Source organism: Williamsia sp. Y844 (genome assembly GCF_056786475.1).
In genome coordinates this window covers 170,245-195,079 of the sequence record NZ_JBXCJB010000005.1, presented here as the reverse complement: position 1 = coordinate 195,079, position 24,835 = coordinate 170,245, and the positions used below count along the sequence as shown (strand labels likewise).

General features: G+C 61.2%; 18 protein-coding genes and 1 pseudogene. 11 read left to right on the top strand and 8 right to left on the bottom strand.

Annotated features, from left to right (window positions below; all coding sequences use genetic code 11):
- The first annotated feature begins 1 nt into the window (after position 1).
- Together AC1TQG_RS26085 and AC1TQG_RS26080 are read left to right on the top strand one after the other, a co-directional pair.
- Positions 2-454 (top strand): hypothetical protein, encoded by a 453-nt coding sequence (locus AC1TQG_RS26085; protein ID WP_482141783.1) that lies wholly within the window; start codon positions 2-4, stop codon positions 452-454.
- A gap of 471 nt (positions 455-925) precedes the next feature.
- Entirely contained in the window at positions 926-1,933 is a 1,008-nt protein-coding gene (locus tag AC1TQG_RS26080) for a GmrSD restriction endonuclease domain-containing protein (protein WP_482141781.1), read from the top strand.
- Positions 1,934-2,130: 197 nt separating this feature from the next.
- Here the strand turns inward: AC1TQG_RS26080 and AC1TQG_RS26075 are convergent, their stop codons facing one another.
- Both AC1TQG_RS26075 and AC1TQG_RS26070 read right to left on the bottom strand, forming a co-directional pair.
- Entirely contained in the window at positions 2,131-2,517 is a 387-nt protein-coding gene (locus AC1TQG_RS26075; protein ID WP_482141938.1) for a recombinase family protein, read from the bottom strand.
- Between the two features lie 54 nt (positions 2,518-2,571).
- Positions 2,572-3,153, bottom strand: a complete 582-nt coding sequence (locus AC1TQG_RS26070; RefSeq protein WP_482141779.1) for a hypothetical protein — start codon at positions 3,151-3,153, stop codon at positions 2,572-2,574.
- A gap of 348 nt (positions 3,154-3,501) precedes the next feature.
- Between AC1TQG_RS26070 and AC1TQG_RS26065 the strand changes: the two genes are divergently transcribed.
- A complete protein-coding gene (locus AC1TQG_RS26065; RefSeq protein WP_482141937.1) occupies positions 3,502-4,758 on the top strand; it encodes an IS256 family transposase in 1,257 nt (418 codons plus the stop codon).
- A 219-nt stretch (positions 4,759-4,977) separates the two neighbouring features.
- Complete coding sequence (locus tag AC1TQG_RS26060; protein WP_482141777.1) at positions 4,978-5,982, top strand: RNA-binding domain-containing protein; 1,005 nt, start codon at positions 4,978-4,980, stop codon at positions 5,980-5,982.
- A 280-nt stretch (positions 5,983-6,262) separates the two neighbouring features.
- On the opposite strand, the gene AC1TQG_RS26055 is transcribed toward AC1TQG_RS26060, so the two are convergent.
- A complete protein-coding gene (locus tag AC1TQG_RS26055) occupies positions 6,263-6,817 on the bottom strand; it encodes a recombinase family protein (RefSeq protein ID WP_482141775.1) in 555 nt (184 codons plus the stop codon).
- Positions 6,818-7,153: 336 nt separating this feature from the next.
- On the opposite strand from AC1TQG_RS26055, the gene AC1TQG_RS26050 reads away from it, so the two are divergent.
- Complete coding sequence (locus AC1TQG_RS26050; RefSeq protein WP_482141773.1) at positions 7,154-7,660, top strand: hypothetical protein; 507 nt, start codon at positions 7,154-7,156, stop codon at positions 7,658-7,660.
- Between the two features lie 562 nt (positions 7,661-8,222).
- On the opposite strand, the gene AC1TQG_RS26045 is transcribed toward AC1TQG_RS26050, so the two are convergent.
- From AC1TQG_RS26045 to AC1TQG_RS26035, 3 genes and pseudogenes are all read right to left on the bottom strand, one after another.
- Entirely contained in the window at positions 8,223-8,474 is a 252-nt protein-coding gene (locus tag AC1TQG_RS26045; RefSeq protein WP_482141771.1) for a hypothetical protein, read from the bottom strand.
- Between the two features lie 134 nt (positions 8,475-8,608).
- On the bottom strand, positions 8,609-8,878 hold the full coding sequence (locus AC1TQG_RS26040) for a hypothetical protein (RefSeq protein ID WP_482141769.1): 270 nt from the start codon (positions 8,876-8,878) through the stop codon (positions 8,609-8,611).
- Between the two features lie 314 nt (positions 8,879-9,192).
- Positions 9,193-9,473, bottom strand: a pseudogene (locus AC1TQG_RS26035) (integrase core domain-containing protein); the annotation flags it as partial.
- Here AC1TQG_RS26035 and AC1TQG_RS26030 point away from each other — a divergent pair.
- From AC1TQG_RS26030 to AC1TQG_RS26020, 3 genes are read left to right on the top strand one after another with little or no spacing between them, the layout of a single operon-like run.
- Entirely contained in the window at positions 9,363-10,145 is a 783-nt protein-coding gene (locus AC1TQG_RS26030; RefSeq protein WP_482141936.1) for a DUF2637 domain-containing protein, read from the top strand. The pseudogene AC1TQG_RS26035 and the gene AC1TQG_RS26030 overlap by 111 nt on opposite strands.
- Positions 10,129-10,338 (top strand): helix-turn-helix transcriptional regulator, encoded by a 210-nt coding sequence (locus AC1TQG_RS26025; RefSeq protein ID WP_482141767.1) that lies wholly within the window; start codon positions 10,129-10,131, stop codon positions 10,336-10,338. The genes AC1TQG_RS26030 and AC1TQG_RS26025 overlap by 17 nt, the downstream gene beginning before the upstream one ends.
- A 9-nt stretch (positions 10,339-10,347) precedes the next feature.
- The gene (locus AC1TQG_RS26020) at positions 10,348-11,268 is read left to right on the top strand and encodes a helix-turn-helix domain-containing protein (protein ID WP_482141765.1); all 921 of its coding nucleotides are present in this window, start codon (positions 10,348-10,350) and stop codon (positions 11,266-11,268) included.
- Between the two features lie 508 nt (positions 11,269-11,776).
- Here AC1TQG_RS26020 and AC1TQG_RS26015 read toward each other — a convergent pair.
- On the bottom strand, positions 11,777-11,899 hold the full coding sequence (locus tag AC1TQG_RS26015) for a hypothetical protein (protein WP_482141763.1): 123 nt from the start codon (positions 11,897-11,899) through the stop codon (positions 11,777-11,779).
- Positions 11,900-12,575: 676 nt separating this feature from the next.
- Between AC1TQG_RS26015 and AC1TQG_RS26010 the strand changes: the two genes are divergently transcribed.
- Together AC1TQG_RS26010 and AC1TQG_RS26005 are read left to right on the top strand one after the other, a co-directional pair.
- Positions 12,576-12,728: a hypothetical protein gene (locus tag AC1TQG_RS26010; protein ID WP_482141761.1), complete on the top strand. Its 153-nt coding sequence runs from the start codon at positions 12,576-12,578 to the stop codon at positions 12,726-12,728.
- 27 nt (positions 12,729-12,755) lie between these two features.
- The gene (locus AC1TQG_RS26005; RefSeq protein ID WP_482141759.1) at positions 12,756-13,733 is read left to right on the top strand and encodes an encapsulin; all 978 of its coding nucleotides are present in this window, start codon (positions 12,756-12,758) and stop codon (positions 13,731-13,733) included.
- Positions 13,734-13,762: 29 nt separating this feature from the next.
- On the opposite strand, the gene AC1TQG_RS26000 is transcribed toward AC1TQG_RS26005, so the two are convergent.
- Positions 13,763-13,966 (bottom strand): hypothetical protein, encoded by a 204-nt coding sequence (locus tag AC1TQG_RS26000; protein WP_482141951.1) that lies wholly within the window; start codon positions 13,964-13,966, stop codon positions 13,763-13,765.
- Here AC1TQG_RS26000 and AC1TQG_RS25995 point away from each other — a divergent pair.
- Entirely contained in the window at positions 13,868-24,571 is a 10,704-nt protein-coding gene (locus AC1TQG_RS25995; RefSeq protein WP_482141935.1) for a Tc toxin subunit A-related protein, read from the top strand. The two genes, AC1TQG_RS26000 and AC1TQG_RS25995, sit on opposite strands and share 99 nt — an antisense overlap.
- Positions 24,572-24,835: the final 264 nt, after the last annotated feature.

Here is a 24,835-nt window from a genome sequence, read left to right as displayed (position 1 = left end):
GATGGGACTGTGGGACGAAGCACAGCAAGCGGCCGCCGCCGAGCGCGCCCAGGTAACAGATGCCCAGCGCATGCAGGCCGAGCAGCAACAAGCCCAGTTTGAAACCAACACGCAAGCAGTTGCCGACTTCATCGACGGCATGAACCGGCTGGGGATACGACCACGCTGGCATCATTTCTTCAAAAAAGGCGGTTACGAACGCTATAAGAAGACGAGGAAAAGGGTTCAGGGGTGGCGTCTCGATCGTCCTCGCGCGGAAACGTCCGGCCAACACTCCGAATATGTCATCGCCATCGACGGCAACGTTTACCACATGAGGCGCTTCACGGGACGCGAGGACCTTGACTGTCTCGATCTCCACCAGAGCCATGGATATCTAGGCGACGGCAGCTACGGTTCGGGAATAGACCACGCAGCCAGAGCGGGATTAAAGTCCGCGATCCAAGGACTCTAACGAGCAGATTCACCACGTGTGGTCTTTACGAACTTCACCGCAGCCAGCCCCGGAGATCCCTCCCATCCCCATCCTGAACAGACCTCACGCTTCTGAACCGGGCAGCTACCAGACACCGACGAAGCGCGCAGACAAAAAGTGAACACCTGCCGACATAGCCGGTGGCTGGACGCAGCTGAGTTGCGCCGGGCCCACCCGCTCTCGAGGCATTCAACTCCGCGGTGCCAGCGCCCGACCGACCGGCGGGGAGTTTCCTCGCAAGAGGACTTCGGTTTGGACCAGCAGCACTGTCCGCTGCGGATGCTATACCTAGTTGGCAACTGTGACGTTCGGTGAAACATGTTGGTAGTTCGGTAATCTCGTTAGACTCCTGAAAGGTCTTAATTCGTGTCTGAGCGTGCTGTCGCGGTCTCCCCGTCTTCGTCAGTGAAACCACCTCGCCGACCGTGGGCGATCGCAGGTGTTACCGCCATGTTCGTGATCGCGGCTGGTCTGGTCGCGTGCAGCCCCGCGGCCGAGGACAAGCCGACCAAGGTCGCCGATACCTCCATCGTGGCCCCAACAACTACGGTTGCAGCAGAAACATCGTCGCCGACAGCTGCACCTGCGCCCGCGCCCGCGCCCGCGGCGAGACCAGCACCGGCCGCGAATGCCGCGTTGACCACGCTGAACACTCTCGCGGTCAAGGGCCGTGCCCCGAAAACCGGATACGAGCGGGAACTGTTCGGTTCGGCGTGGACCGATGATGTGACCGTGGAGGGCGGCCACAATGGCTGCGATACCCGCAACGATATTTTGCGTCGGGATCTGACGGACATCGTATTCAAGGCGGGGTCGAACGGCTGCGCGGTGCAGACCGGCACGCTGGCCGATCCGTACACCGGAACCACCATCAACTTCGTGCGCGGCCAGGACACCTCGAGAGCGGTGCAGATCGATCATGTGGTGGCCCTCTCGGATGCCTGGCAGAAGGGTGCCCAGCAGCTCCTCCCTGCTCAGCGAGTCGATTTCGCGAACGATCCCCGCAACCTGCAGGCAGCTGATGGGCCTGCGAATCAGCAAAAGGGTGATGGCGATGCGGCGACCTGGTTGCCGCCGAACAAGGCGTACCGCTGCACGTATGTTTCTCGGCAGGTCGATGTGAAGGCCGCTTACGGCTTGTGGGTAACCCAGGCCGAAAAAGACGCTATAGCTGGCATTCTCGCCGACTGCGGGGCCACACCCATCGCGCCAACAACACCAGCCCAGACGCGCACCTCAACAGCGACCCCACTGCCCCAAACCCAGACCACTGCGCCCGCCGCCCCGGCGGCACCTGTTCCCGCCGACACCGCGCCTCCGGTCGTGGATGCACCGTCGGTGTCGTACGCGAACTGTGCCGCAGTCCGTGCGGCCGGGGCTGCACCGATCTACGCCGGCCAACCGGGTTACAGCAGCAAGCTCGACCGCGACGGCGACGGAGTCGGCTGCGAAAGCTGATTCAGCCGCCCTGACCAACGATCAGCCAGCCACACCCTGAACTCGCAGCCTTGGCACGGTCTTGGTCTCGGTAGTCCAGGACTTGATCCCAACACTGGGCGATGTCAGGAAGTTCTTGCACCTAGATAAGACGTCGGCACATGTTTGGTTGGTTCCTCTGAATCCGCCCTGTTCCGAAAACGATCGAATATCTTTAGTCATCCCGATGCCGTTGAGTTACGGAACATTTCATGCCGTGGGCAAATCACTTGGGGCGCGCAGGAGCTCAACCGTCGAGCCGCCGCCGCAGGCATGCGGCTTACGAGATGTCGATACAAGGTAGCTCGACCTATCCCGAGTACGGCTGCGATCTCGCTCTTGGGCGTACCGTCTTCGATCATTCGGCGGATCTGGCGGGCCTTGGCGGCATCGATACGCTTGGGTTGTCCACCGATTCGACCTCGTGCTCGTGCGGCCGCGAGGCCGTCAACAGTCCGCTCTTGGATGAGTGCCCGCTCGAATTGTGCTAGCGCACCGAAGATTTGGAAGATCAGCATTCCACCTGGCGAAGAGGTATCGATCGTCTCGGTCAGTGATTTGAACACCACCCCTAGCGCTTGAAGCCCCTCAACCGTTTCGATCAGATGTGTCAACGACCGTCAGCGCGATGTCGCCCTGGCCGCTAAGGCAAGCTCAAGTGCCTGATCGACATCCTCTACACCTGTTGATTCGACCACCATATTAAGCAACTCGGCTGGTCTCAGCACACGTTTTTCTGGAAAGCCGATGTATAACGGCGTGGGCCGATTGACACGGAAGGGCGCGTGGTAGACAGCCTTATTTAGTCGAGAGAACCCTGCACGAACGAGGCCGGTGGTGAGCTCCCGAAGGTTCCTGGAATACAGCTCGTCGTGCTCCGACTTGCGGGCCGCGTCCACTGCGGCCCAGATTCGCGACTCCACGAATTCAGCCTCGTCGCGCACCTCAGGGTCGGGGTGACCGTGACTGAGAATGCGGAGCTGCGGAAGCATCGTCTCCAGCCACTCGGCATCAACCTCCTCCGCGGTCGCTTTAGACGGTCGGCCCTCCACCTCGCCGGGGCTAAATCCGAAACTAGCCAGCAGATACACCCGCCGCGAGTACCACAGCTCCACAGTCGCAACAGTCGCAACAGTCTCGCGGTGGAGAGACCTTATGAACCCGCGGTATTCCGCATTGAGAACCTCTTTGTCAGTCAGCATGTTGTGAGCTTAAATCCAGTGCGCTACTAGCCAGGACTGCGCCGCCCACCTGCGCCTGGTCGGTCAGTCTGGCCGCCGGGCTTGGTTGAAACGATGCGCTTGTCTGTCAGCTTCAGAAGACGACCGCATTTTTCAGAAGAAGACTGCACGTTCAGCGGAAGCATCATCACGGAGTCATTCCCGGTCTGACGGCAGCGCCATCGAATTCGGGGTAAGTCCCTCGGAGTGGTGGGGTTTGGAAACGGCTGGCACCTGCGGAAACGTGTGTCGCTGACCTGATCAGGGTGGGCCATCGCGTAGTGATCAATGAGTTACCGCCACAGTGACTCAGAGAAAGCGATCTACGCGATGGCCCACGACCATTCTGCCTTGCTCGCCCAGCTCGATGCACTCACCAGTGCCGATTCGGCCTCTGTTTTTGCCGAACTGATCCGCGCCGGCCTACAAGCGCTGATCGAGGCCGAAGCCACCGAGAAGATCGGCGCCGCCCGCTACCAGCGCACCGAAGGCCGCAACACCCAGCGCAACGGGCACCGACCAAAGACCGTGTCCACTACCAGCGGTGATGTGGAGGTCCAGATTCCGAAACTACGGTCAGGATCCTTCTTCCCGTCGCTGCTCGAGCGCCGGCGGCGGATCGACAAAGCCCTACATGCGGTGATCATGGAGGCCTACGTCCACGGCGTCTCGACCCGTAACGTCGACGATCTGGTCGCCGCCCTCGGTGTGGACTCCGGGATCTCCAAATCGGAGGTTTCGAGGATCTGCGGGCAACTCGATGGTGAGATCGCCCGGTTCCGTGAACGCACGTTGACGCACACCACTTTTCCCTACATTTTCCTCGACGCCACCTTCTGCAAAGTCCGGGTCGGCGCCCACGTGGTCTCGCACGCGATGGTCGTGGCGACCGGGGTCTCGATCGACGGCACCCGCGAAGTCTTGGGTACCGCCGTCGGCGACAGCGAATCGTTCGAGTTCTGGCGCGAGTTCCTCACCGGCCTCAAAGCCCGCGGGCTGGCTGGGGTGCATCTGGTCATCTCCGATGCCCACGCCGGTTTGAAAGCAGCTGTCGTACAACAATTCACTGGTGCAGCGTGGCAGCGATGCCGAGTCCATTTCATGCGCAACCTGCACGGCAAAGTCGCCGCGAAACAGATCCCGCCAGTCATGGCGGCGGTGAAAACAATCTTCGCGCACACCGAACCCGACGCCATCCATGCCCAGTGGGACCAGGTCGCCGACACCCTCAAACCCTCGTTCCCGAAAGTCTCGGAGATGATGCGTGAGGCCAAAGCCGACGTGCTGGCGTTCACCGCGTTCCCCAAAGCGCACTGGCAGAAGATCTGGTCGAACAACCCGATCGAACGGCTCAATAAGGAGATCAAGCGCCGCGCCGATGTCGTGGAGATTTTCCCCAACCCGGCCGCGTTCCTACGCCTGGCAACCGCCGTGGTCATCGAAGCCCACGACGAGTGGCAGGTCACCCGACGCTACGTCTCTGATGTCAGCATGGACGAACTCAGAAAGGTCATCGCCGACAAGGAACGCGCTGCAGCGACCGCCACCACGACTGAATCTCTGGTGAAGCAACACCAAATCACCTAGCATTCATCATGACTCGTTGACCACGCGCTAACGCTCAACCTGATCCGAAGTCCACCACGCCAAGGGGCACTATCCGAATTCGCGGATTGATCGGGTGTTCCTATCGAAGCCGCCGTGTCTATCAATCGAAGGTTTCTGGAGCACCGATCCGTGAGACAGGGGAGTGGGCTCGGGCCGCGCGACCGCAGACGGGCCGTCGCCAACTGGCAGGATTGCGGCATGGCTCTGACTATTGACACCTCTCGTGCGCTGCGGACGCCGGATCAGCTGCTAGCGCTCGTGCGTGCGGTGTACGAGGCTGCGCCTGAGGATGAAAGCCGATGCATCGAATGGAAGTCGGCGTACGACGATTTGACCAGTGCATCGGCGTCTTTCGCTATTGGGCGGGCGATTCTCGGTTTGGCCAATCGTGCTGTTGCTGTGGCCGGATCGTCCTTCGAGGGCGTCGGTTACGTTCTAGTCGGGGTCGAACCTGGTGCTGTGTCCGGACAAAAAGTGCCGGACAGTGCCGAGCTCTTCAACGCTGTGCAGCGTTATACCGGACATGGCCGGCCGTATTGGGATGCGCGCCCTGTGAAGCTCGACGGTGAGACCGTTTTGGTAATCGTAGTGGAGCCCCCTCACGATGGGGACCGTATCTGGTTGCTGCAGAAGGGGTATCAGGCCCTCAAGGATAAGTTGGTTCCCGAGGGGACAGTTTTTGTTCGGCAGGTCGGAGTAACCGAGCGGGCCTCGCGTATCGAGCTGGAGATGCTGCAGGATCGACTGCTCAGCGGTTCCGAAGCAGAGGCGGCGGCCCTACGGGAGGCCACTCAGCAGAGTGAGCTCAGGGAGCTGATCGCGAATCTTGTGCACGCAGGCAGGCGGTGGACAGATACGGCACGAAGCGTTCTCATAATGAGCGCTAGCTCATTGTGGACCACGAATGCTATGGCTGAGTGGATCGATACCGACAGTGGGCGACAGCTGATAGCGGACGCAGAGCTGGTGAAACGCAGCGTGCGCAAACTTCGGCTCAGCACCGACAATCAGTTGTTGGTAGGGCCTGCGATGAAAGCGCAGCAGTGTTTCGAGGACGGGAAGATCTTCGATCCGGTGTACCGCGGTGGTCCGAGCCAGGACGACGATCGCTCGGTCTCGTACCAGTCGATCAACGCAATGAGTGCCGCTCTTGCGACCCTTGAGGACAACGCCATCGACTTGCTTGCCCGCATCGGGAGCTGACTACGCCTCGATCGAGCCGCCGCATCTTCGAACCCCGGCAAATGAAACAGGGGTCTACGCCCATGCGGCGGCGTAGACCCGTCCCATAAACGATCGTTTTCGGCGCATCGACCATTCGGAACAGCCGTGCTGGGTCGATCCGTGTTCCATTACTCATGTCACAAATCACGAGCCCAAACTATGGATGCCGTTGAGTTACGGAACATTTCATGCCGTGGGCAAGCCACTAAGGGCGCGCGCCGGGCCTCAACCACCGAAGCCGCCAGCGCAGGCAGCCGGCTTACGAGGTTGCGAGATGTCGATACAAGGTCGCCCGACCAATCCCGAGTACTTCTGCAATCTCGCTCTTGGGCGTACCGTCTTCGATCATTCGGCGGATCTGGCGGGCTTTGGCGGCGTCGATACGCTTGGGTTGTCCCCCGATTCGGCCTCGTGCTCGTGCGGCGGCAAGGCCGGCGACAGTCCTCTCCTGGATGAGCGCCCGCTCGAATTGTGCTAGCGCACCAAAGCTTTGGAAGATCAACATTCCACCCGGCGAAGAAGTATCGATCGTCTCCGTCAGCGATTTGAACACCACCCCTCGCGCTTGAAGACCCTCAACCGTCTCGATCAGATGCGTCAACGACCGCCCCAACCGATCGAGTCGCCATACAACGAGCGTGTCGCCGTCTCGTAGGTGTCCAAGCAAGTCGAGCAGCTCCGGACGGTCGTTCTTCGCTCCGCTCGCGACTTCTTCCCACACTCGATCGCACCCAGCCTTCGCCAGAGCGTCTCTCTGCAAATCCAGCACCTGATCGGTGCCACTTACCCTCAGGTACCCAAATACGGCGCTCACAAGGGATGACTGTCTCAGAAACGTCAGACACGCTCCAGTGGGCAGCACAGAGGGTGAGACGGGTTTCTGAGACACGTCACGGTTCGATAACAGTAGTGATCGAATCAGCTCCCCTACCCGCCTCGAGCGGGGAACACCACCGGCGGCGGCTTCCGGCGCTCAACTTCCGATCGGTCGTCGCCGTGTCTCATCGGGTGGTGCCTCAGAAACGGACGAATCTGAGGCACTGTGATCGGGTGCAGAGGAATGTCTTGCAGCGAAACTCAGGAGAGTGCGATGCGCGTACATCATTGACAAGACGCGAAAATGAGCTGGACCCAGCAGTACGGTCGCATCGTGCACATATCTCTCTCCGACGCCGTAAATCGCTTCAAGCGTGAGCCGGGCGCTCCAGGCAACGCCTACGACTGGTATCGGCGATGTGCTGCCCGCGACGGAACCGTCCGGCTAGGCAATCACCGCATCGCCGCAATCAAGCGGGGACGGCGATGGACGGTCGATGAGACCGATGTGGAGTACGCATTTATCAAGCACCGTGAGCAACGAGCCCACGTAGACCAGATGACATCTGACTACGACTCGCGGATCCTCCATCCAGACACGGTGAAAACCGTCGATGGTGGGTACTCGGTGAAAGGCGGCTTTCACTTCCGTTGGAACGACATGGACCGTGCTCGCCAGCGAAGTGATGGCTTCTGGCGCTGCAACACGTGCTGGGCCCCTGCCGCGACCGAGCACAACGCCGAGGAATGCCCCCGATGCCGTGACTGGAGCTCGTGTGGCAATGACTGCACCCTCAGCCAGATCTACTGCCCCACCTGCGGCGGGTCCGAGGCGATGTAGCATCTGCCGCTCGGCCAGCAGGACTTGTCGCGGTTGGATTCCGAGCGTCGACGAGGGCTGGCTGCAGATTTCCCCAGGGCCTTCACCGTGTCTCACCTGCCACTGTCTCGGCAACGAACGATTGAGAGACAACCCGAAACAGCGCATAACTATCCTGAGCCGATCAACCGCTGTCCCGTCCGTCTCCCCGATTCGGGATCCTTCACCGGATGGGACTAGCGGGACCGTGTGCAGCTCAGTTCGTTTCGGTCATGGGTCGGCTTTCGGGACGTGCCGATACGGGTTCCCGTTGCGGCACCCGGACCGCCCCGGACAGATTCACTAGTAGACCAGCTAGTCGTCCGTGCGTTCGTAGAGCGCGATCGCCTCGTCCAGGTGCCCCGCCGTCTCGTAGGTGCCGGCGAGGTTGCTGCGGGTGGACGGTAACACTGTCCGGTGCGGTTGCTATATCTAGTTAGCGCTCTGAAACGTTCGGTCAAACGTGTTGGTAGCTGTGCAATCTCGTTAGTTTCCCGAAAGATCTTCATTCGTGTCTGAGCGTGTCTCAGTGTTGTCCTCATCCTCACCGTCCAGGCCCCCTCGCCGGCCGTGGTCGATCGCAGGCGTCGCCGCCCTGTTCGTGGTGACGGCGGGTCTGGTCGCGTGTAGCCCTGCGGATGAGGAAAAGCCCGGCCAAGGTCGCCGAGACCTCCACCGTGGCCACGGCGACGGTTGCAGCAGAGGCTTCTCTGCCGACGGCCTCTCCGGTCGTGACGGTGTCGTCGACGCCGGCGGCGAATGCCGCGTTGGCCGCGCTGAACACTCTCGCGGTCAAGGCCGTGCCCCCACCAAGCGCAGCAGATGTACAAAGAGTCCCAGCTCGCCCGAGACTAGATAAGCGAAAGGCCCCGAGTTCCTGGTCGTCACGTAGACGAACCGGAAGCTCGGGGCCTTTCGTGTGCCCGGGCGTCACAAGTTGGCTTTCTCGACCCTGACGTTGTTCTGGGCCTCCTGGCAGTGCTGCAGATCAGCCAGGAGCGCTTCACCCTTCACGCACAGCGGCCAATACCGAACCGAAGGGTCGGGGTCATCGCGGGCCTCGACAACCTGCGCGTAAACCTCGGCCAACTCCTGCTCAGCCTGCTTTACCCGACTGTCATACAACTTCGACAGACCAGCAATCTCAGACCGGCGGGTGCGCTGCTCGGGAGACATCCCGATCAGAGAGTACAAACTCACCAAATCTCCTCTCGTCCAACTTCATACAGTCTACGCTCGCGGTGTCACGCCCAAGTCGTCGGCAGCATCGATGAGCGCACCACCGGGCGGCCACAACGGCTACCAATCTGGCGATGTGGGCATCGGTCAAAGCCACCTTCGCGGCTGCCCGATCACACACCCCATCGTAAGTTCATAGCGGCACCGTGCCGCGCCTCACAAGCTGCCGCTGCAGCCACTTCATACAGTTCGTCGCACATCGTCGAGGTGGCGCTTGGCAAGCCCAAGCTCGAGTACTTCATTCTGTGAATCACCCCGGCGAGTCCGGAGACTTTCTAGTTTGAGAACTCCGCGATCGGCTGAGTTCTGTGTTCACCGTAGTGGAGCGCTTCGAGTTCGGCCGGAGGGATATCCCCGCAGTACTCGTACAACCTGCGGTGGTTGAACCAGTCCACCCACTCCAACGTGGCGATTTCCACGTGCTCGACGGTTCGCCAGGGGGCCCCTGCGGCTTGATCAATTCAGTCTTGTAGAGGCCGTTGATCGTCTCGGCGAGGGCATTGTCGTAGCTATCGCCAGCGGCGCATTCGTCCTCTCGTTCGCCGCGCTCGAGGATCTCGCCGTGCAGGCCGGCCAACCTCAAGAACTCGCATGGATCTGGCCCGTCATCGTGGACGGCGCCATCCTCCAATCCACGATCAGCGTTGTAGCGCTCGCGCCACGCACTGGCGCACAGTCCGCCCGCCGATTCTTTTGGTCGGTGTTGACGATCGCTGCGTCGGTGTCCGTGGCCGGAAACGCCCTGCACGCAGCGGTATCCACCGCCCGGACACTGGCGCCACTGATCGGCACCGCAGTCGCCACCGTTGCGCCAGTGAGTCTGCTTGCAGCGACACACGGACTGTCACTTCTGGCCAGTACCCACGCTGCACCACATGACGGCGCCAAAGAAGCCACCGCACCAATGAAACTGACGCGCGCCGACAGTGATCCAGAGACCGGTGACAAAGCCAGCGCCATGCAAACCTCACCAGCGCCAACTGTGGCGACCAACAACGACGATGTCCCAACGGGCCCTGTCGCGCCGGACCTCGCAGTGACGCTCAAAGACGCCGGCTGGTCCAACCGGCGCATCGGTCTCCACCTCGGCGTGCACCACAAAACCGTCGGTCGCATGCTCGCCAAAGCAGCCACACCGACGAAAGCCAACCTCACGACCACCCAGCTTCGCGAACTCCCCACCGACAAGCCCACCAACGAAGGAAACAGCCATGCGCAACACCGATAGCGACCGAGACATGCTCACCGCCAACGAGGTCCGCGACCTCACCGGCATCCCGGTCTCGACCCTCCACGACTGGGCCGCCAAACGCGAACGAGGCATCAACGCCCCCGGACCGCACCACCTGCGCCTGAGCGACCGCCACCGCCGATGGACCCGCGTCGACGTCCTCGAGTGGCTCGAATCCACTCGCGTGTGACCCACCGCCATGAGCTGGAAAGCCGTCGACTGGGCCACCGGCGCCCACGTGGGTTCCCCAGTCCTCAAACTGATCCTGATCCTCCTGGCCAACAAAGCCGACGAACACTTCTCCTGCTACCCGTCCATCAGAACCTTGATGGCCGAATCAGGCGCCGGCAGAAGCACAGTCCTCCGCGCCCTGAACACCCTCGAAACCGACGGCTACCTCACCCGCCGCGCCCAGTTCCACACCTCAGGAGCCCAACGATCAAGCCGCTACTACCTCAACCACCCCGACGCCCCACAAGCCGATTCCGACCCCGGTCCCGAAATGACACTCCCCCGTCCCGAGGTGGGACGGCCCCCGTTCCGCAGACAGACCGGGGGCGTGTCAGAACGACACCCCCCGAGAGACCCAGAGCAGGACCCCTTGAACCCACCAACAGAACCCCCATCCGAACCACGACCCCTCGACGACGCGGACCGAGTCTTCGACGCACTCCCCGCACCGTGGACGGTCGGACGAGCCGACCGCCGACGACTCTCACCGGCCATCTTCGCCGCGCTCGCCAGCGGATGGACCATCAAAGCGCTGGTCGAGCACCTGGCACGAAACCCCAACGGCGTGCGCTACCCCGTGCAGGTGCTCGCCGCACGTCTCGCGGATCTTGCTGGGCCGCCGAGTGATCGGCACATCGTTGGCCAACCGCTGCTGCCCTGGTGTGGCGAATGCGAGGACGACCGCTCACGGACAATCATGGTTCAACAGACCGACGGGTCGGAAGCGGCAGCCTTCTGTCCCAAATGCAGTCCGCAAGCCGCCGGACGATCGCGAAACCAACGGCCTGAACGCGTCGATTCCTCCGTAACCGGCCTCAATACTGCCGTGACGATCGACGTCGAGCCGACGAGCGATCTCCCGGCATTGAAAAAGCCAGTGGGCCAATGACTTCTGAAAATCGAACAGTCACCGAAGCAGTCCGAACCGCAGGTGTCAACCGTGTCCGTTTCCACCTCAGGACCGAGAGCACCTCCCGGTGGACGGCCATTATCACCGCCTCGCGACACCTCGGAATCCATCCCAACACACTGCGGATCTGGTGCAATCAGAACGGTTTGTCTGCTCCCGATCGTGCAGGGTCAGCGCGAATGGCTAACGGCCATTTGCAAGAAGGCCCTAGAAGGGAATGTCGCGATGGATCCGGCCCACCAGCGTTGCAATAGTTCCGCCCGCACCGACAGGTTCTATACGTCGAAGTGTCTGCGACAGTAGTCACAGAAGGTGACGACACCATCCACGAATGCATCGGCGAAATGGGCCCTACCTATCGTCGACGGATGCGATCATCGCGGGTTGCTGTGCCTTTGGACGCCGTGTGCGAGACATGCTCCGAGAGCCACACATGATTCCGTACTGCACCCAACCGGGTGCTGACCACGGGCACGAGGGACCTAGGCTACTTGAAGTGATGCCATGCTTCCCAGACACCCGAGATCAGCAACCAGATACACAGCGCCGCCACAACGTAGAGCGGCCATAACGCCCCGACCGCAATGCCAACGATCCCCATGGCAATCATGACGGCATAGACTAAGACCGAGATCCAACTGAACCACAGTTGATGTTTGCCGAAATCACCCGCGGGTGTCTGGGATCGGGTAACCAAGGCGTGTTTGTCTGAAGTGAACCCTCCAGACATATCCGATGACGAACAGACCCATCGTTGCCACGACGATCGACCCAATCTGCCAAGAGTGAATCACCCCAGGTTTTGTGCCGCCTCCAATGTGGGGGCTGCTCGATGATGGGGACTGCACCCACATCAGTTGACGCGGCGGGTGCGTTCCATCGCTGCAGGCGTGACAGTGAAGCGTGCATGTTGTGGCGCCTGCCCGCGTTCGGGTACGCAAGTTGACCCCGTCCGGATCGGTCGTGAATTGGAGTAGTCGACTACTCCAGCACTAGACAATGTTCCCAGCGACAATTACTTCAACACTAAATTGGGAGCGCGACGGACTGTGGGGTTGGCGTTGATGAGTGTCCGTGCCCGCAAGTCTTCACGAACCTCATCCGAGCGTCTTGGGCCGTAGTGGGCGGCAGTTAGTGGTTGAACGCAACAACATGCGGTGGTGATCCGTTTGGAACGGAAATCATGCAGGGTGAACGCCACCGGAAAGCTAATCGACTTACTCGTCGAGAAGGTTGAACGCCACATGTAGATCGTCGTGTCGAGTATCGATGAGCAAGGAGTCACATTGGCGGACAAGCACTGCCGAACAGAAGTTGTTGCAAATAGCCACCAGGGCGTGATCCTGCAACTACGTGCGCAGCTCACGCTGATTGTCGAGACCAGCCCTGACGCGCTGATCACAGCAATCCGCAGGGCTGCAAACCGATTCGCTGCCTGACGGCGACTACTTCGACAAGGAGAAGAGATGCCCAACAACTCGGCTGATGTGAACTGGGACGAGTCGGAGTGGAAGGAGATCAACGACGCCGTTGTGATGGAAGTCGGAAAGGTCAGGGTTGCTCAGAAAGTATTCCCTACCACGGTTTTCGACACGAACCCAACGGAGATTCCCAACGACGTAATCAAGTTCAGCGAGAACGGCTTCAGCATCGAGGAAGGCCAGACGAAGCCGTTTGTTGAGATCTTTCAGGAATTTGCGCTGACTGCCGCGCAGGTCTCGAAGGAGCCCCAAATCAAGACCGCCAAGACACTGGCCCGCATGGCGGCGAAGGCCATCGCCTTGGCGGAGGATACGATTCTGTTTCAAGGTGACGACGGCGCTCTGCCGGGAGGCGTGAAGGCCACCGGGAAAACATCGGCGGCCAAGGGACTGCTGGGCGCGGCGGATCCGACAAAAATGGACGACGGCGCGAGTGATACGAGTGACGCTGACGCAAGCAAGGTTAGCGTCCCGATCCTCGTGGAACAGAGACGGGATCAGCCGCCCATTTGGGGCGAGAATCTCTTCTCGGCCGTCGCTTCAGGCATCAGTAAGTTAAGCGCAAACAAGGCGCAGGCGCCGAAGTACGCCCTATTTCTGCCGATCGACGCCTACGCGGACACGTTCGTGCCGCCCAGCGACGCAAGCCTGGTCACCACAGGAGAGCGAATCCGCCCGCTGGTCGAAGGAGGCTTCTACGGAACGGGAACCCTGCCAGCGGCGGTTCTCAATGATGCGGCAGCAAACGGGAAGGCGGGGCTGGGCTTACTGGTTGCGCTGGGGGGTGATCCGACCACACTTTACGTCGGCCGCGAGGCACAGGCGGAATTTGTCAGAAAGGATGGTGCGAATTACTTCCTCCGTGTCGTTGAGCGCGTGCAATTCGTTGCTCGCGATCCGCGCGCATTCGTATTGCTGAAATTGAGCCCGACGCCTCCTCCTGCGCAACAGAAGAAGCCGTAAGCAGCCGCCTTGGCGGTATCGGGTTGCAACTATAGAGCGGGGGTGCCAGGGTGGCCGGTCCAAAGCTGACTGTCGGTGACTTCGGCGACGAAGTTGCCCGCCTTCACGAGAGCCTCACCCGGAGTGGATTTGAGGTGCCTGCGACGGAAGTCGAACGACGATTCTTTGGTCCAGCCACCCGGGCGGCGGTCGCCGAGTGCCAGAGTTGCAACCAGGTGGAGGTCACGGGCCACCTAGATGAAGCCACCGCGACCGTCCTCTCCGCTAGCGCCTTGGGCGGCGCAGCTGCGTCCGTCGTGCAGGGACTCGATAGAGCCGGAAGAGTCGTGCAGCACGCAGTCACTGGCCAAGTGACGAAGGAGAACCAGACGCCGCTCGCCCGCGGCGCGCCACTATTCAGACAAGACGAGCACATTGGCCCGCTTCGCGACGTGGACGTCTTCGACGACGCCCCCCCCGCAGGCACTTACCTGGTTCGCGGGCATGTCGAATACGCCAACGGACAGCTTGCAGCAGGCGTACGAGTACGCGTCTTTGACCGCGAGCTCGGCGACACGCGCACACCGCTGGACGGGGACGATCGGCCACGCCCTACTGGCCACGACGGCACCTTCCCCGAAGTCCGCTACACCCAGCGCCATGTTCTGCCGCTCGAAGGCGTCGCCTCACCAAACGCTGACCTCGTCTTCGAAGTCGAATCCGATCGCGGCGACGTCCTCGAGATCATGGCACTCTATCGACGCATATACACCGGCGGTGCCGAAGCAGAACAGCTCGTCGAAGATCCCGCGCTCGGGATTCCGGCCAACCGCGTCGAGTCCGTTCGCATTGTCGTCCAAACTCCCGACCGCGACGGTCGGAGTGAATACGCGACCCTGATGGGCGCACTGGCACAGCTCCGCCCACCGGGCGGGACCCCCGACCAACTCGACGAAGAACGCCATCGTGACATCTCATTCGCCGCGCGCGAAACGGGACACCCGAAGGAACTGATCGACACCCTCGCGCAGTCCTGGCGACTGGCACACAGTGCAGACGGTGAACCTGCGGCATTGGCGGAAACGTTCTATGGGCTGCTGCGCGATGGGCCCCCCACCACGGTGCCGCCACTGACTGCCGAGCTGGCCGCACTTCAGCAACACAATCCGATGACGCAGCCAAAACTTGAGGAATCGTTGGCGCTCCACATCATCGACGGCGATCTCACGGCCCACCACAGGCGGCTGCAAAGCCTCTGGACTGCCGCCGCGACGCAGCCGGGTCGCGGCGGCCGCGCCACCGAAGCCGACGTGCTCGCAGTCGCAGGCTGCTCGGCCGAGGAACGCGGGGACCTGCTTCATCTGTACGCGACCCACTCCGGAACCACCGCGGAATTCTGGGCCGCAGTTCCCGAACGGCTCGGCTGGTCAACCCGACAGGTCGCCCGCGCCCAATCAGCGCTTCAGATCGCCGACCTCACCTCCTACCACCTGCCGTTGCTTACCGCTCTGCATGACAGCGGCTACGCCGACATACGCGAGCTTGCCCGCCTCGACCCCGACGAGTGGACAGCGCTAGTCGCACGATCCGGCCCGCACCCTGACGCCGTCTACGACGACGCCGAACCAGACGAACACAAACAGCGCTCGCAACAGATCGCGAACACGGTCGACAGCATCCTGGGCCAACTCGAGGTGGCCCAACCCACCCTGGTCATGGCCCGCACCATCAGAACAACCAACGACCGCGACCTTCGCGCCGCCGCGGACCTACTCGCACGCTTCTTCGACACCGAGACGACTCACCCGGATCCGGCCCAAGACTTCGACTTCCGGTTCACCCCGGTGGCCAGATATCTGGACGAGCACGGTGACCGAATCCACGCGGGACTCGATGACGCACAACGCGAACTGCTCGATAAGCAGCTGCGGCGGCTGCAACGCACCTTCCAGCTCAGCACATCGTCCGGGCAGGCGGCGATGCTACTCGAGAATGGTCTCGACGCCGCCAGCCGTATCGCCGAACATTCGCTCGACCATTTCCTCGCCGAATACGGACCCCGGATTGGCGGCGAGGAAGCAGCCCGCATCGCTTACTCGCGGGCCGCGGAAATCAACGGCTCCATGCAGTACATACTGTCCGCGGCCTCGCAGGAACTCGACATTCCCGGAACGATGACGACGCGGTCGGCCCACCAAGCCAAGGAGAAGGAAGGACCGCCGCTGCGCGACATCATCCCGATGGAGTCGCTGTTCAGCAACCTGGACCTGTGCTGCTGCGACGGTTGCCGCTCCTTCTATAGTCCGGCGGCGTATTTCGTGGACCTACTCCACATGCTCGACAAAACCATTCCCAGTGCCGCCAATCCCGTTGAAGTACTGTTCGATCGTCGACCCGATCTGGCGCAAATCGAACTCACCTGCGACAACACCAACACTCTGATTCCCTACGTCGATCTGGTCAACGAAATACTGGAAAGCTATGTCGCCAACCGATTTCCGGTCGCGTTCAACACCCCTCCGCTGCCACCCGACCACATGCCCGCGACTCCGTCCGTCGAGGAACTCGCGGTCAATCCGATCCACCTGACAGCCGACTCGGCAACGTTCGCCGAACAGGCCACAGCCGCGCTCCAGGTAGCAGGGTTTCCACTCGCACTTCCGGTGAACACGCCGCTCGAAACTGCCCGCGCCTATCTCGAGCACCTCGGAACAAGCCGCGCCGAGATCATGGCGGTCGTCGAAAACCGCGACGGCCTGATTCCCCTCATGGCGAAAGCAACTGAGATCCTGCGCCTTTCGCCAGAGGAATTCGAGCTGCTGACCGGGTCTCTGATGGATGGCAGTTCATCGATGCTCCTATCGTCGGACTCGGAGTTCTTCGGCTTGTCGGAGAAAAATACCGCAGCCGACAATCCTGCCACCCTGTTCAACCATGTCAGACCGGAGCTCGTCAGGAACGACGCCAACCCAGATCGACGCGACCCATCCATCAGAGCGGTCCAGAATCTACTGTTCCTACTCGGCGCGTCACCCGCACCCAAGGTCCATGGCATCTTCGATAGTGTCACCGAAGTCGCCGTCAACCAAGCCCGAAAAGTATGGGGGCTGCCCGAGGACGGAAAGGTCGACGACGCTTTCTGGGGTGCCCTCGAGGCTGACGGAATGCCCTCGCTGTCAGTCCTTCTCGGTCATGTCCCATTCTTCTTGGAACGCAGCGGACTGAGCTACGACGAACTAGTTGCGATCGTGCGAACCCGCTTTCTCAATCCGCAACTCCAAGCTACCGACGGCCCCGAGTACTTCGCTCGATCCGGTGTTCCCGACGCAGAAGTGCGGGCCTGGATCCGTGCCGGATTCCCGCCTCTGCCCGCATCAATGAGCAAGGCCCTGGCCAACGCTGGACGAGATGTCGACGAGTTCACCACCTGGGTGCAGAACCACCTGAAGGTGGTGGTCCTCAGCGCTCCCGTCGACTCGCCCTGCGACCTTGATCGCACAACATTGATGCACTTGGACGGCACCCTGCTATCGATTCAGGAGGTCATCCGGCTGTTCGGATTCATCCGTCTCCGGCGTTCTTTGGGGTGGGCGCTCGCCGACCTCGACGTCGCGCTCGACCCCTCACACTTCAGCCCAAACTTGAATTTCGAGGCGATGGTGCTCCTGGCGAACCTCACCCAACTCCGTGACGCGACGCGCCTGTCCATCCCCGAGTTGGTCGCCTGCTGGCTCCCCATTCCCTCGCTTGGTGAGAAATCACTCTACGACCGGCTGTTCCGCAACCGTGCTGCCGAACTCGTGAACCCAGCACTCGAGCTGGATAACGAACGCACCGAACTCGCCGTCGTCACCAGTGGTACGCCGCTCACGCTGTCGGAACACGTGGCGACGCTTCTCGCCGCGTTCCGCATCACCGCCGAGGACCTCACCCACCTCCGCAAGGAACTCGACCTGGATGACCCCACAGGCGTCGCCGGCCGACTGTCACTTCACATCCTGTCGGTTATCTACCGCCACGCGATCCTCGCCCGCGGACTGCATCTCGCCATCCCTGACTTCACCACACTGCTACACCTCACCGGTATCAATCCATTTGTGCAGCCGACGGCGATGGTGCCCGGTCCCATGCTCCGCCTCACCGATGTGGCCGCTAGGATCAAACGCCGAGGTGTCAAACCTGCAGTGCTCGACTATCTGTTGCGCCACCCGGACCCCCCGAACAGCGCAGCGCCGAGCCGAGACGTGCTTGCTCGGAAGCTGGCCGACCTGATCAGCGGTTTGGACACGATCGAACGCGAGACAACGATTGCAGCGGATCCGACGGGCGATCGGTTGGCTGGCCAGCTGACCGGCCTGCTCGGCACCGAGGACGCGACGGCAGTCGCGCGGATGATCTACGGTGCCGACGCCTATGACGCACCCCTTGCCGGGCTGCCCACCGGCGCAACATTCTCGGCGGTCGTTGCCGCCAAGGTCCGCTACGACGCCGCGAAGAAACAGCTTCGCTTCACAGGGGCGATGACCGACACCGAACATGCATCGCTGCTCGGCGCCACCGGGATTCCCGCCGGCGTCCAGCCGGCCTTCATCGCCGCCGTTGAGCTGCTTTACCAACAGCCCCGCGCGTTCATCGCCCGAGCTCTGAAACCGATCCTCCCACCCGCCGATGGTGTGGCACTGCTGCTCACAACGTCATCGTTGACCGACAAGGGCGAACAAGATGTCGTCGCGGTACAGACGAAGTCGGCCGACATTCTGCGCCGCGTGAGGAACCTTCTCAGCCGTAGCCTCGTCAAGCAGACGGTCAGCATTGCTACCGGGCTGGACGCCGAAGTTGTCAGCCTGTTACTCGACACCCCGACCATCATGAAATCTCTGGCGGGCAAGGAAACCGCACTCGACGACTACCTCGACGTCGCCGGTGATGGCCTGACCGCGAGCTACTTTGCCTCCGCCGACGTGACCGGACCTCCGGTTCTTGTCCGCACCGATCCACAGGTGGTATTCCGGTGGGACGGGGCGACCGCGCCCGGCGCAGCCGTGCCGGCCGATGACTTCAGCGCACGATGGACCGGCTACGTCCGCGTTCCGGTGTCGGGCGATATCACCTTCGACGTACTCGTCGATGACGGAGTGAAGCTGGTTGTCGACGGCGAGATCCTTCTCGACGAATGGCGCGACCAGCCGGCCACACCATTCGCGGCGGCCATCCGCATCGAGGGCGGCCGATTCGTCCCGGTTCGGATGGACTACTACGACCGCACAGGCGAGGCGGTGATCGAACTCGGTTGGCGCGGTCCGTCATTGACGCCTGCAGCGATACCAATGTCGGCGCTTTACACCGATGCCCGCCTCGCGACGTTGTTGGAGCGCATCGAACGGTTGCACAAGGTGGGACAGTTCCTTGCACCGTTCCGCCTTTCGGCCACCGAGATCCGCATGCTCGCAGGCCAGGGCCTTCTCGACCTGGATTCGATTGCCATGTCAGCTTCACCAACAGACGCCGCGGCGCAAGTACTGTTCGCGAACTGGCTGACGCTCGATAGCTATGTCGCTCTGCGTGATTCGTTGGACACCTCCACCTGGTCGCTCGTCGATGTGCTTACAGAGCCGACTCTGGAAGAGGCGGCCGAGCGGTTCGAGGCGATGGCGGGCTGGCCACCGCAGACGGTGACCAGCATCCTCGAGGTAATGACCGTCGCACAATTCGATGTCGCAGAGGGTATCTGGAGCACGTCGTCCCCCGACCTCGCGCAAGCGGCGACCTGGCAGAAGGTCGCCGCCGTCGGAAGGCTTGCCCGGCAGACCGGAGCCGCGCCGGCACAATTGGCCTCGTGGGCGTGCTCGCATGAATTCGATCAGACACCCACTGGTCCCGAAACCGTCTGGTTCAGCTGGACGGCGACCGACCGAACCGGCGGCAGCCGGGTAAAGCAGAGTCAGCAACTCGCGCAGGCCAGCAAGGATATCGTCCGGGCAAAGTACAACGAGGACGACTGGGAGGCCAATGCCAAACCGCTCAATGACACCCTCCGAGATCGACGCCGGGCCGCTCTCGTCAGCTATATCCTCGCGATGCCCGAAATCATGGAGATTCGAGTGCGGACCTCGAACCAACTGTTCGAGTATTTCCTCATCGATGTCGAGATGACTTCGTGCATGCAAACATCCCGCATCAAGCAGGGCGTCTCGTCGGTGCAACTGTTCATTCAGCGCTGCCTGATGAACTTGGAGACCCAGGTAAAACCGAAGGTCATCGATCGCAAACGCTGGGAGTGGATGCAGGTCTACCGCGTGTGGGAAGCCAATCGAAAGGTGTTCCTGTATCCGGAGAACTGGATCGTCCCCGAACTACGAGACGATAAGAGCCCCTTCTTCAAGGAATTTGAATCCGAGCTTCTGCAAGCTGAACTGACTGACGAGAACGTGGAAGCTGCAGTCGTGCGATATGTGGAGAAACTGCACACTGTGTCCGGTTTGATCGTCTGCAACATGTTGACCGACGCGCGGTCCCAGGCTCTCCATGTATTCGCCCGCACGCCGAATCCGCCCTACGAATACTATTACCGTCGCCTCGAGCGACGAGGCGCCTCGACCCTGACCGACGGGGTGTGGACGCCGTGGGAGCAGGTTCCTGTCGACGTCGGCACGGTGGGCAGCGACGCCCACACAGGCGTGCATCTGCTTCCCCTGCTGTGGAACCGGCGGCTTTACCTGTTCTGGTTACTGTTCGAGGAACAAGCCGCGCCCGAATCGCGTAACCCGACCGACCCTCAAGGGCAGCCACTGCTCGACGACCACGAGGCCATAGTCGATTGGGCCATCACCCTCGCGTGGTCCGAATACAAAAACGGTCGCTGGTCGCCGAAACACACCAGCACCGCCGCATTGACGTCCGAGTCTCTCGTTGAGCCCATACACAAGGAGCAGCCTGGTTTCTTCGACGAGTTTAAAACTGGCACCGGTTTCTCATGGATACAGGAATCCGTGGAGACCCGCGGCGTCCTGACCGCGACGGCGGAGCCGTTCACGCACTATATCGATGCACAGTTCAACAAAGACCGGTTGACCATCGGTGTCTATCGCCAATTCCACCCCCAATGGAAGGAACGGAAGCGAGAAATTAAAAGGCGCACCGTCACGGTCGACGATGAGCGCGGCTTGAGCAGCGAAACCGAAGTGTTGTCCCAGCAGGATTCCTTCGATGAGAAGGAGGGGGCTTCGGGCGAATTCTCGCATGACAAGATAGGTGCCTTCACCTTTGCTGGTTGCGGCACTCAGGTCGACGCCGACGCGGCCTCCGCGGACGTTGGCACCAATCTAAGAATGCCGGTAGACGCGAAGAACTCATTCATGGCGTTCCGACGCGTCGTGGCGGGAAACCAGACCGTGGATCTGCGGGTCGATGCCGGCGAACAAACCCTCCTCCGCTCAACCCCCTCCTTTGAAGTAGTCGACGCCGGCGCAGAACCGGGATTCAACGCGCACGAAATCTTCTGCTACCAAGACCGCCGACGCGCGTACCTGGTCGAGTGGCAGCAAAGGATCTCCGTGTTCGACATCAAATCGAGGACGTACTACGTAGCCCCCGATAAGAACGCCACGATCGGCCAGAAACAATACGAAATTGCCACGGTCGCTCGAAATGCTTCCGGTGTGCAGTTAGTTGACAAGGAAGGCCCGGGGCCGTGGGCCGCTGCCGCAGCGGATAAGTTTATCTTCGGGCGCCAGAAATCAGCCGCCGTGTTTAAACCATCGAAGGGCGGTGCGTCGAGTAAGGCCATCGCGTCGACCGCCGGGCCGATTCAAATGATCGACATCGATCCGCGCTACACGTTCGTGACCAATTGGCACCCCTTCACTTGCGCTTTCCGCGCCGCGATCGACAGTGGCGGTGTATCGAAGGTGTTGACCGTCCCCTCACAGGTATTGTCGAACGACGAGAAACTCACGAAATTCGAGAGCGAGTACGACCCGAACCCGTTCAGCGTTCTCGACCCGTATCCAACCGAGATCGTCGACTTCGGCCGCAGTGCCGCTTACTCGATATATAATTGGGAACTCTTCTTCCACGTTCCGATGCGGGTGGCAGCCAGCCTGAGCCGCGAGGGACGGCACGACGATGCACTGCGGTGGATTCGATACGTCTATGACGCGACGGCGGGTGACGGTGTAGACCCAAAGACAGTATGGGGGTTCCTACCGTTCCGTACGGCGGACGTGACACCGATCGCCGAGATGGTGGCGTCGCTGAGCTACACGGGGTCGGATCCAGCCGAGTTGAAAAAGAAACAGCGCATCGCCGCGTCCGTGCGCGAGTGGATGGAAAAACCCTTCCGCCCGCACCTGATTGCGCGCAATCGACACGTCGCCTACATGAAGTCGGTGTTCATGGCGTCACTCGACGCCCAAATCGCCCGGGCCGACAAGCTTTACCGGCGCGACACCGTGGAATCCATCAACGAGGCAACCCAAATCTATGTCACAGTTGGCAATCAGTTGGGCCCCCGGCCGCAGCACATCCCCGCCCCGGGCCAGCCGCGAGCCGAGACCTACGCATCCCTGCGGAAACGGCTCGACTTGTTGTCGAACACCTTCGTCGATCTGGAGACCACCCTGCCGTTCAGCTATCTTGGGTCACTCAACCCCGGGTCGACGGCGCCGCTTGCGACAATGCCGCAGGCCTTCTACTTTTGCATTCCACCGAACGAACGACTGTCGGCCTACTGGGACATCGTCGAGGACCGGTTGTTCAAGATCCGGCACTGCATGAACCTCGACGGCGTCGTCCGGAGCTTGTCACTGTGGGACCAACCCATCGACCCCGCCCTCTTCGTTCAGGCGGTCGCGCAGGGCCTCGACATCGGCAGCGTCCTCAACGACCTGTACGCCCCGCTCCCGCGCTACCGATTCTCATTCATGATCGAGCGCGCAATGCGACTCTGTTCCGAGCTGCGATCCTTCGGCTCACTAATGCTGTCCATCCTGGAAAAGCGAGACAACGCAGCGCTGGAATCCCTGCGCGCGGAGCAGGAAACTCGCTTGCTGAACCAGATGCGCAGCGTCCAACAGCAGCACATCGACGAAGCGGAAGAAACCTATCGCGTGCTGGAGAACACGTCGAAAGGCGCGCAGGAACGCATCGACTACTACACCAAACTGCTCGACCAGGGATTGATCCCGTCGGAGAGTAGTCAGATCAGCGAACTGGACCTCGGGAACTCGTTCCAAGAGGACGCGGCCCTGATAGAAATTGCGGCACAAGAGGCGAATATCATTCCCTCCTTCAGCATTGGCTGGAGTAGCCCTCCGGCGTCCAAATCAGGAGGAATGAGCTTTGGAGGCCCCAACCTGGGTGCTGCTCTGAGCGCCTTCGCTCGCAACTATAGCTACGTTGCTGGGTCACACCAATACAAGTCCAGCCGTGCGACGATCAGCGCCGGACACGAACGGCGAGAACAGGACTGGCGCTTCCAACGCGACCTTGCGACGCGTGAGAAGACCCAGATCGATCGGCAGGCAACAGCTGCCCGCATTCGCAAAGCGATCGCCGCCGCCGAACTGCAAAACCACGAAACACGCCTTGAGCATGCCCGTGCGATCGAGGAACATCTGCGCTCCAAGGTCACCAACAAAGACCTGTTCGACTGGGCCAAAGGCGAAGTCAGCAGCCTCTACTACCAGTGCTACCGGCTTGCCTACGACGCAGCGAAATCCGCTGAGCGATGCTTCCAATACCAGTTCGGCACTGACGGGACAGGGTTCGTCCGTTTCGGCGCCTGGGAAAGCACCCGCGAGGGCCTGACGGCAGGCGAACGACTATATATACAGCTTCAACAGATGGAGCAGGCATCCCTCGAACGCAACGAACGCGAATTCGAGATCACCAAGCACATCGCGTTGAGCCAAGTGGCGCCGATGGCGATCATCGACCTCAAGGAAAGTGGCTCGGCAGAATTTGCGCTGCCCGAATGGCTGTTCGACCTCGACTTCGCGGGTCACTACCGCCGCCTCATCAAGAACGTCAGCGTATCGATCCCGTGCGTCGTCGGACCCTTTACCGGCATTGGCGCGACCCTAACGCTTTTGGGCAGTGAGGTCCGACCTACCAGCCAAGTGGTTGGCAGCTACCCAGACGACGCCAACTACCGCATCGATCACCGTGCTGTCGAAGCCATCGCCACCAGCACCGCCCAATCCGACAGCGGCTTGTTCGAACTCAACTTCCGCGACGAACGGTACCTCCCGTTCGAAGGCGCCGGCGCTATATCAAAGTGGCGCATCGAGCTTCCCTCGAAGCACAAGCAATTCGACTACGACACCATTACAGATGTGATCTTGCATATGAGATACACCGCCCGCCGCGACCAGCGACTAGCTGCTCGTGCACGTGATGCACTCGACGTTCTACTCGATGCCGTCGCCGAAGAACCGGCACCGATGCACCGGCTGTTCAGCCTGCGCCACGAGTTTCCAAACGAGTGGCACAAATTAGTGACCGGCACAGAACACACCGAAACGTTCGTCATCGACAAGTCGCGGTTTCCGCTCCTCGTGCGGCCCGGCACCGTAACAATCACTGGGACGCACTATGCAGTTGTCGTAAATGACCCAGTTGCGGCGAAGAAGTCGCTCGATCTGACCATCCAACCGCCGAACTCGCCGTCGAAGACGCTGAACTTCGCCTATTCACCAAAGCAGCCATACGCGCAGCGAGCGGAAGCAGTCCCCGCTGGTATCGGTGTTTCCTCGAACCCTGCCGAGGCCGGCTGGGTCATCAACGCCAGACCCGCTGCCGACGTCGCAAATGTCAAAGACATCCTCATCGTGACCGGTTACACATATGCCAACCCGTAACCTCGGCGGGTCGGAGGTCAATGTGCAGCTGCGACGCCAGCCATACCGCAACCCTTCGGCCTCACCTCATGACGTGAGGCCGGGCGTCTCCGGCGTGAACCAAAGTGCGCGAGCCCTGGGACATTCCCTACTCGGTCTGTTGGTAGGTGAAGTCGTGCCAAGACCAGCGGAGCCAAACGCAGACAAAGCTGAGGAGAAGCCGTTCGCTGTCGCCGCACGTCAGTTCCACGATTCCGGCGCCGGCAGCGGACCCATCGCGGTCGG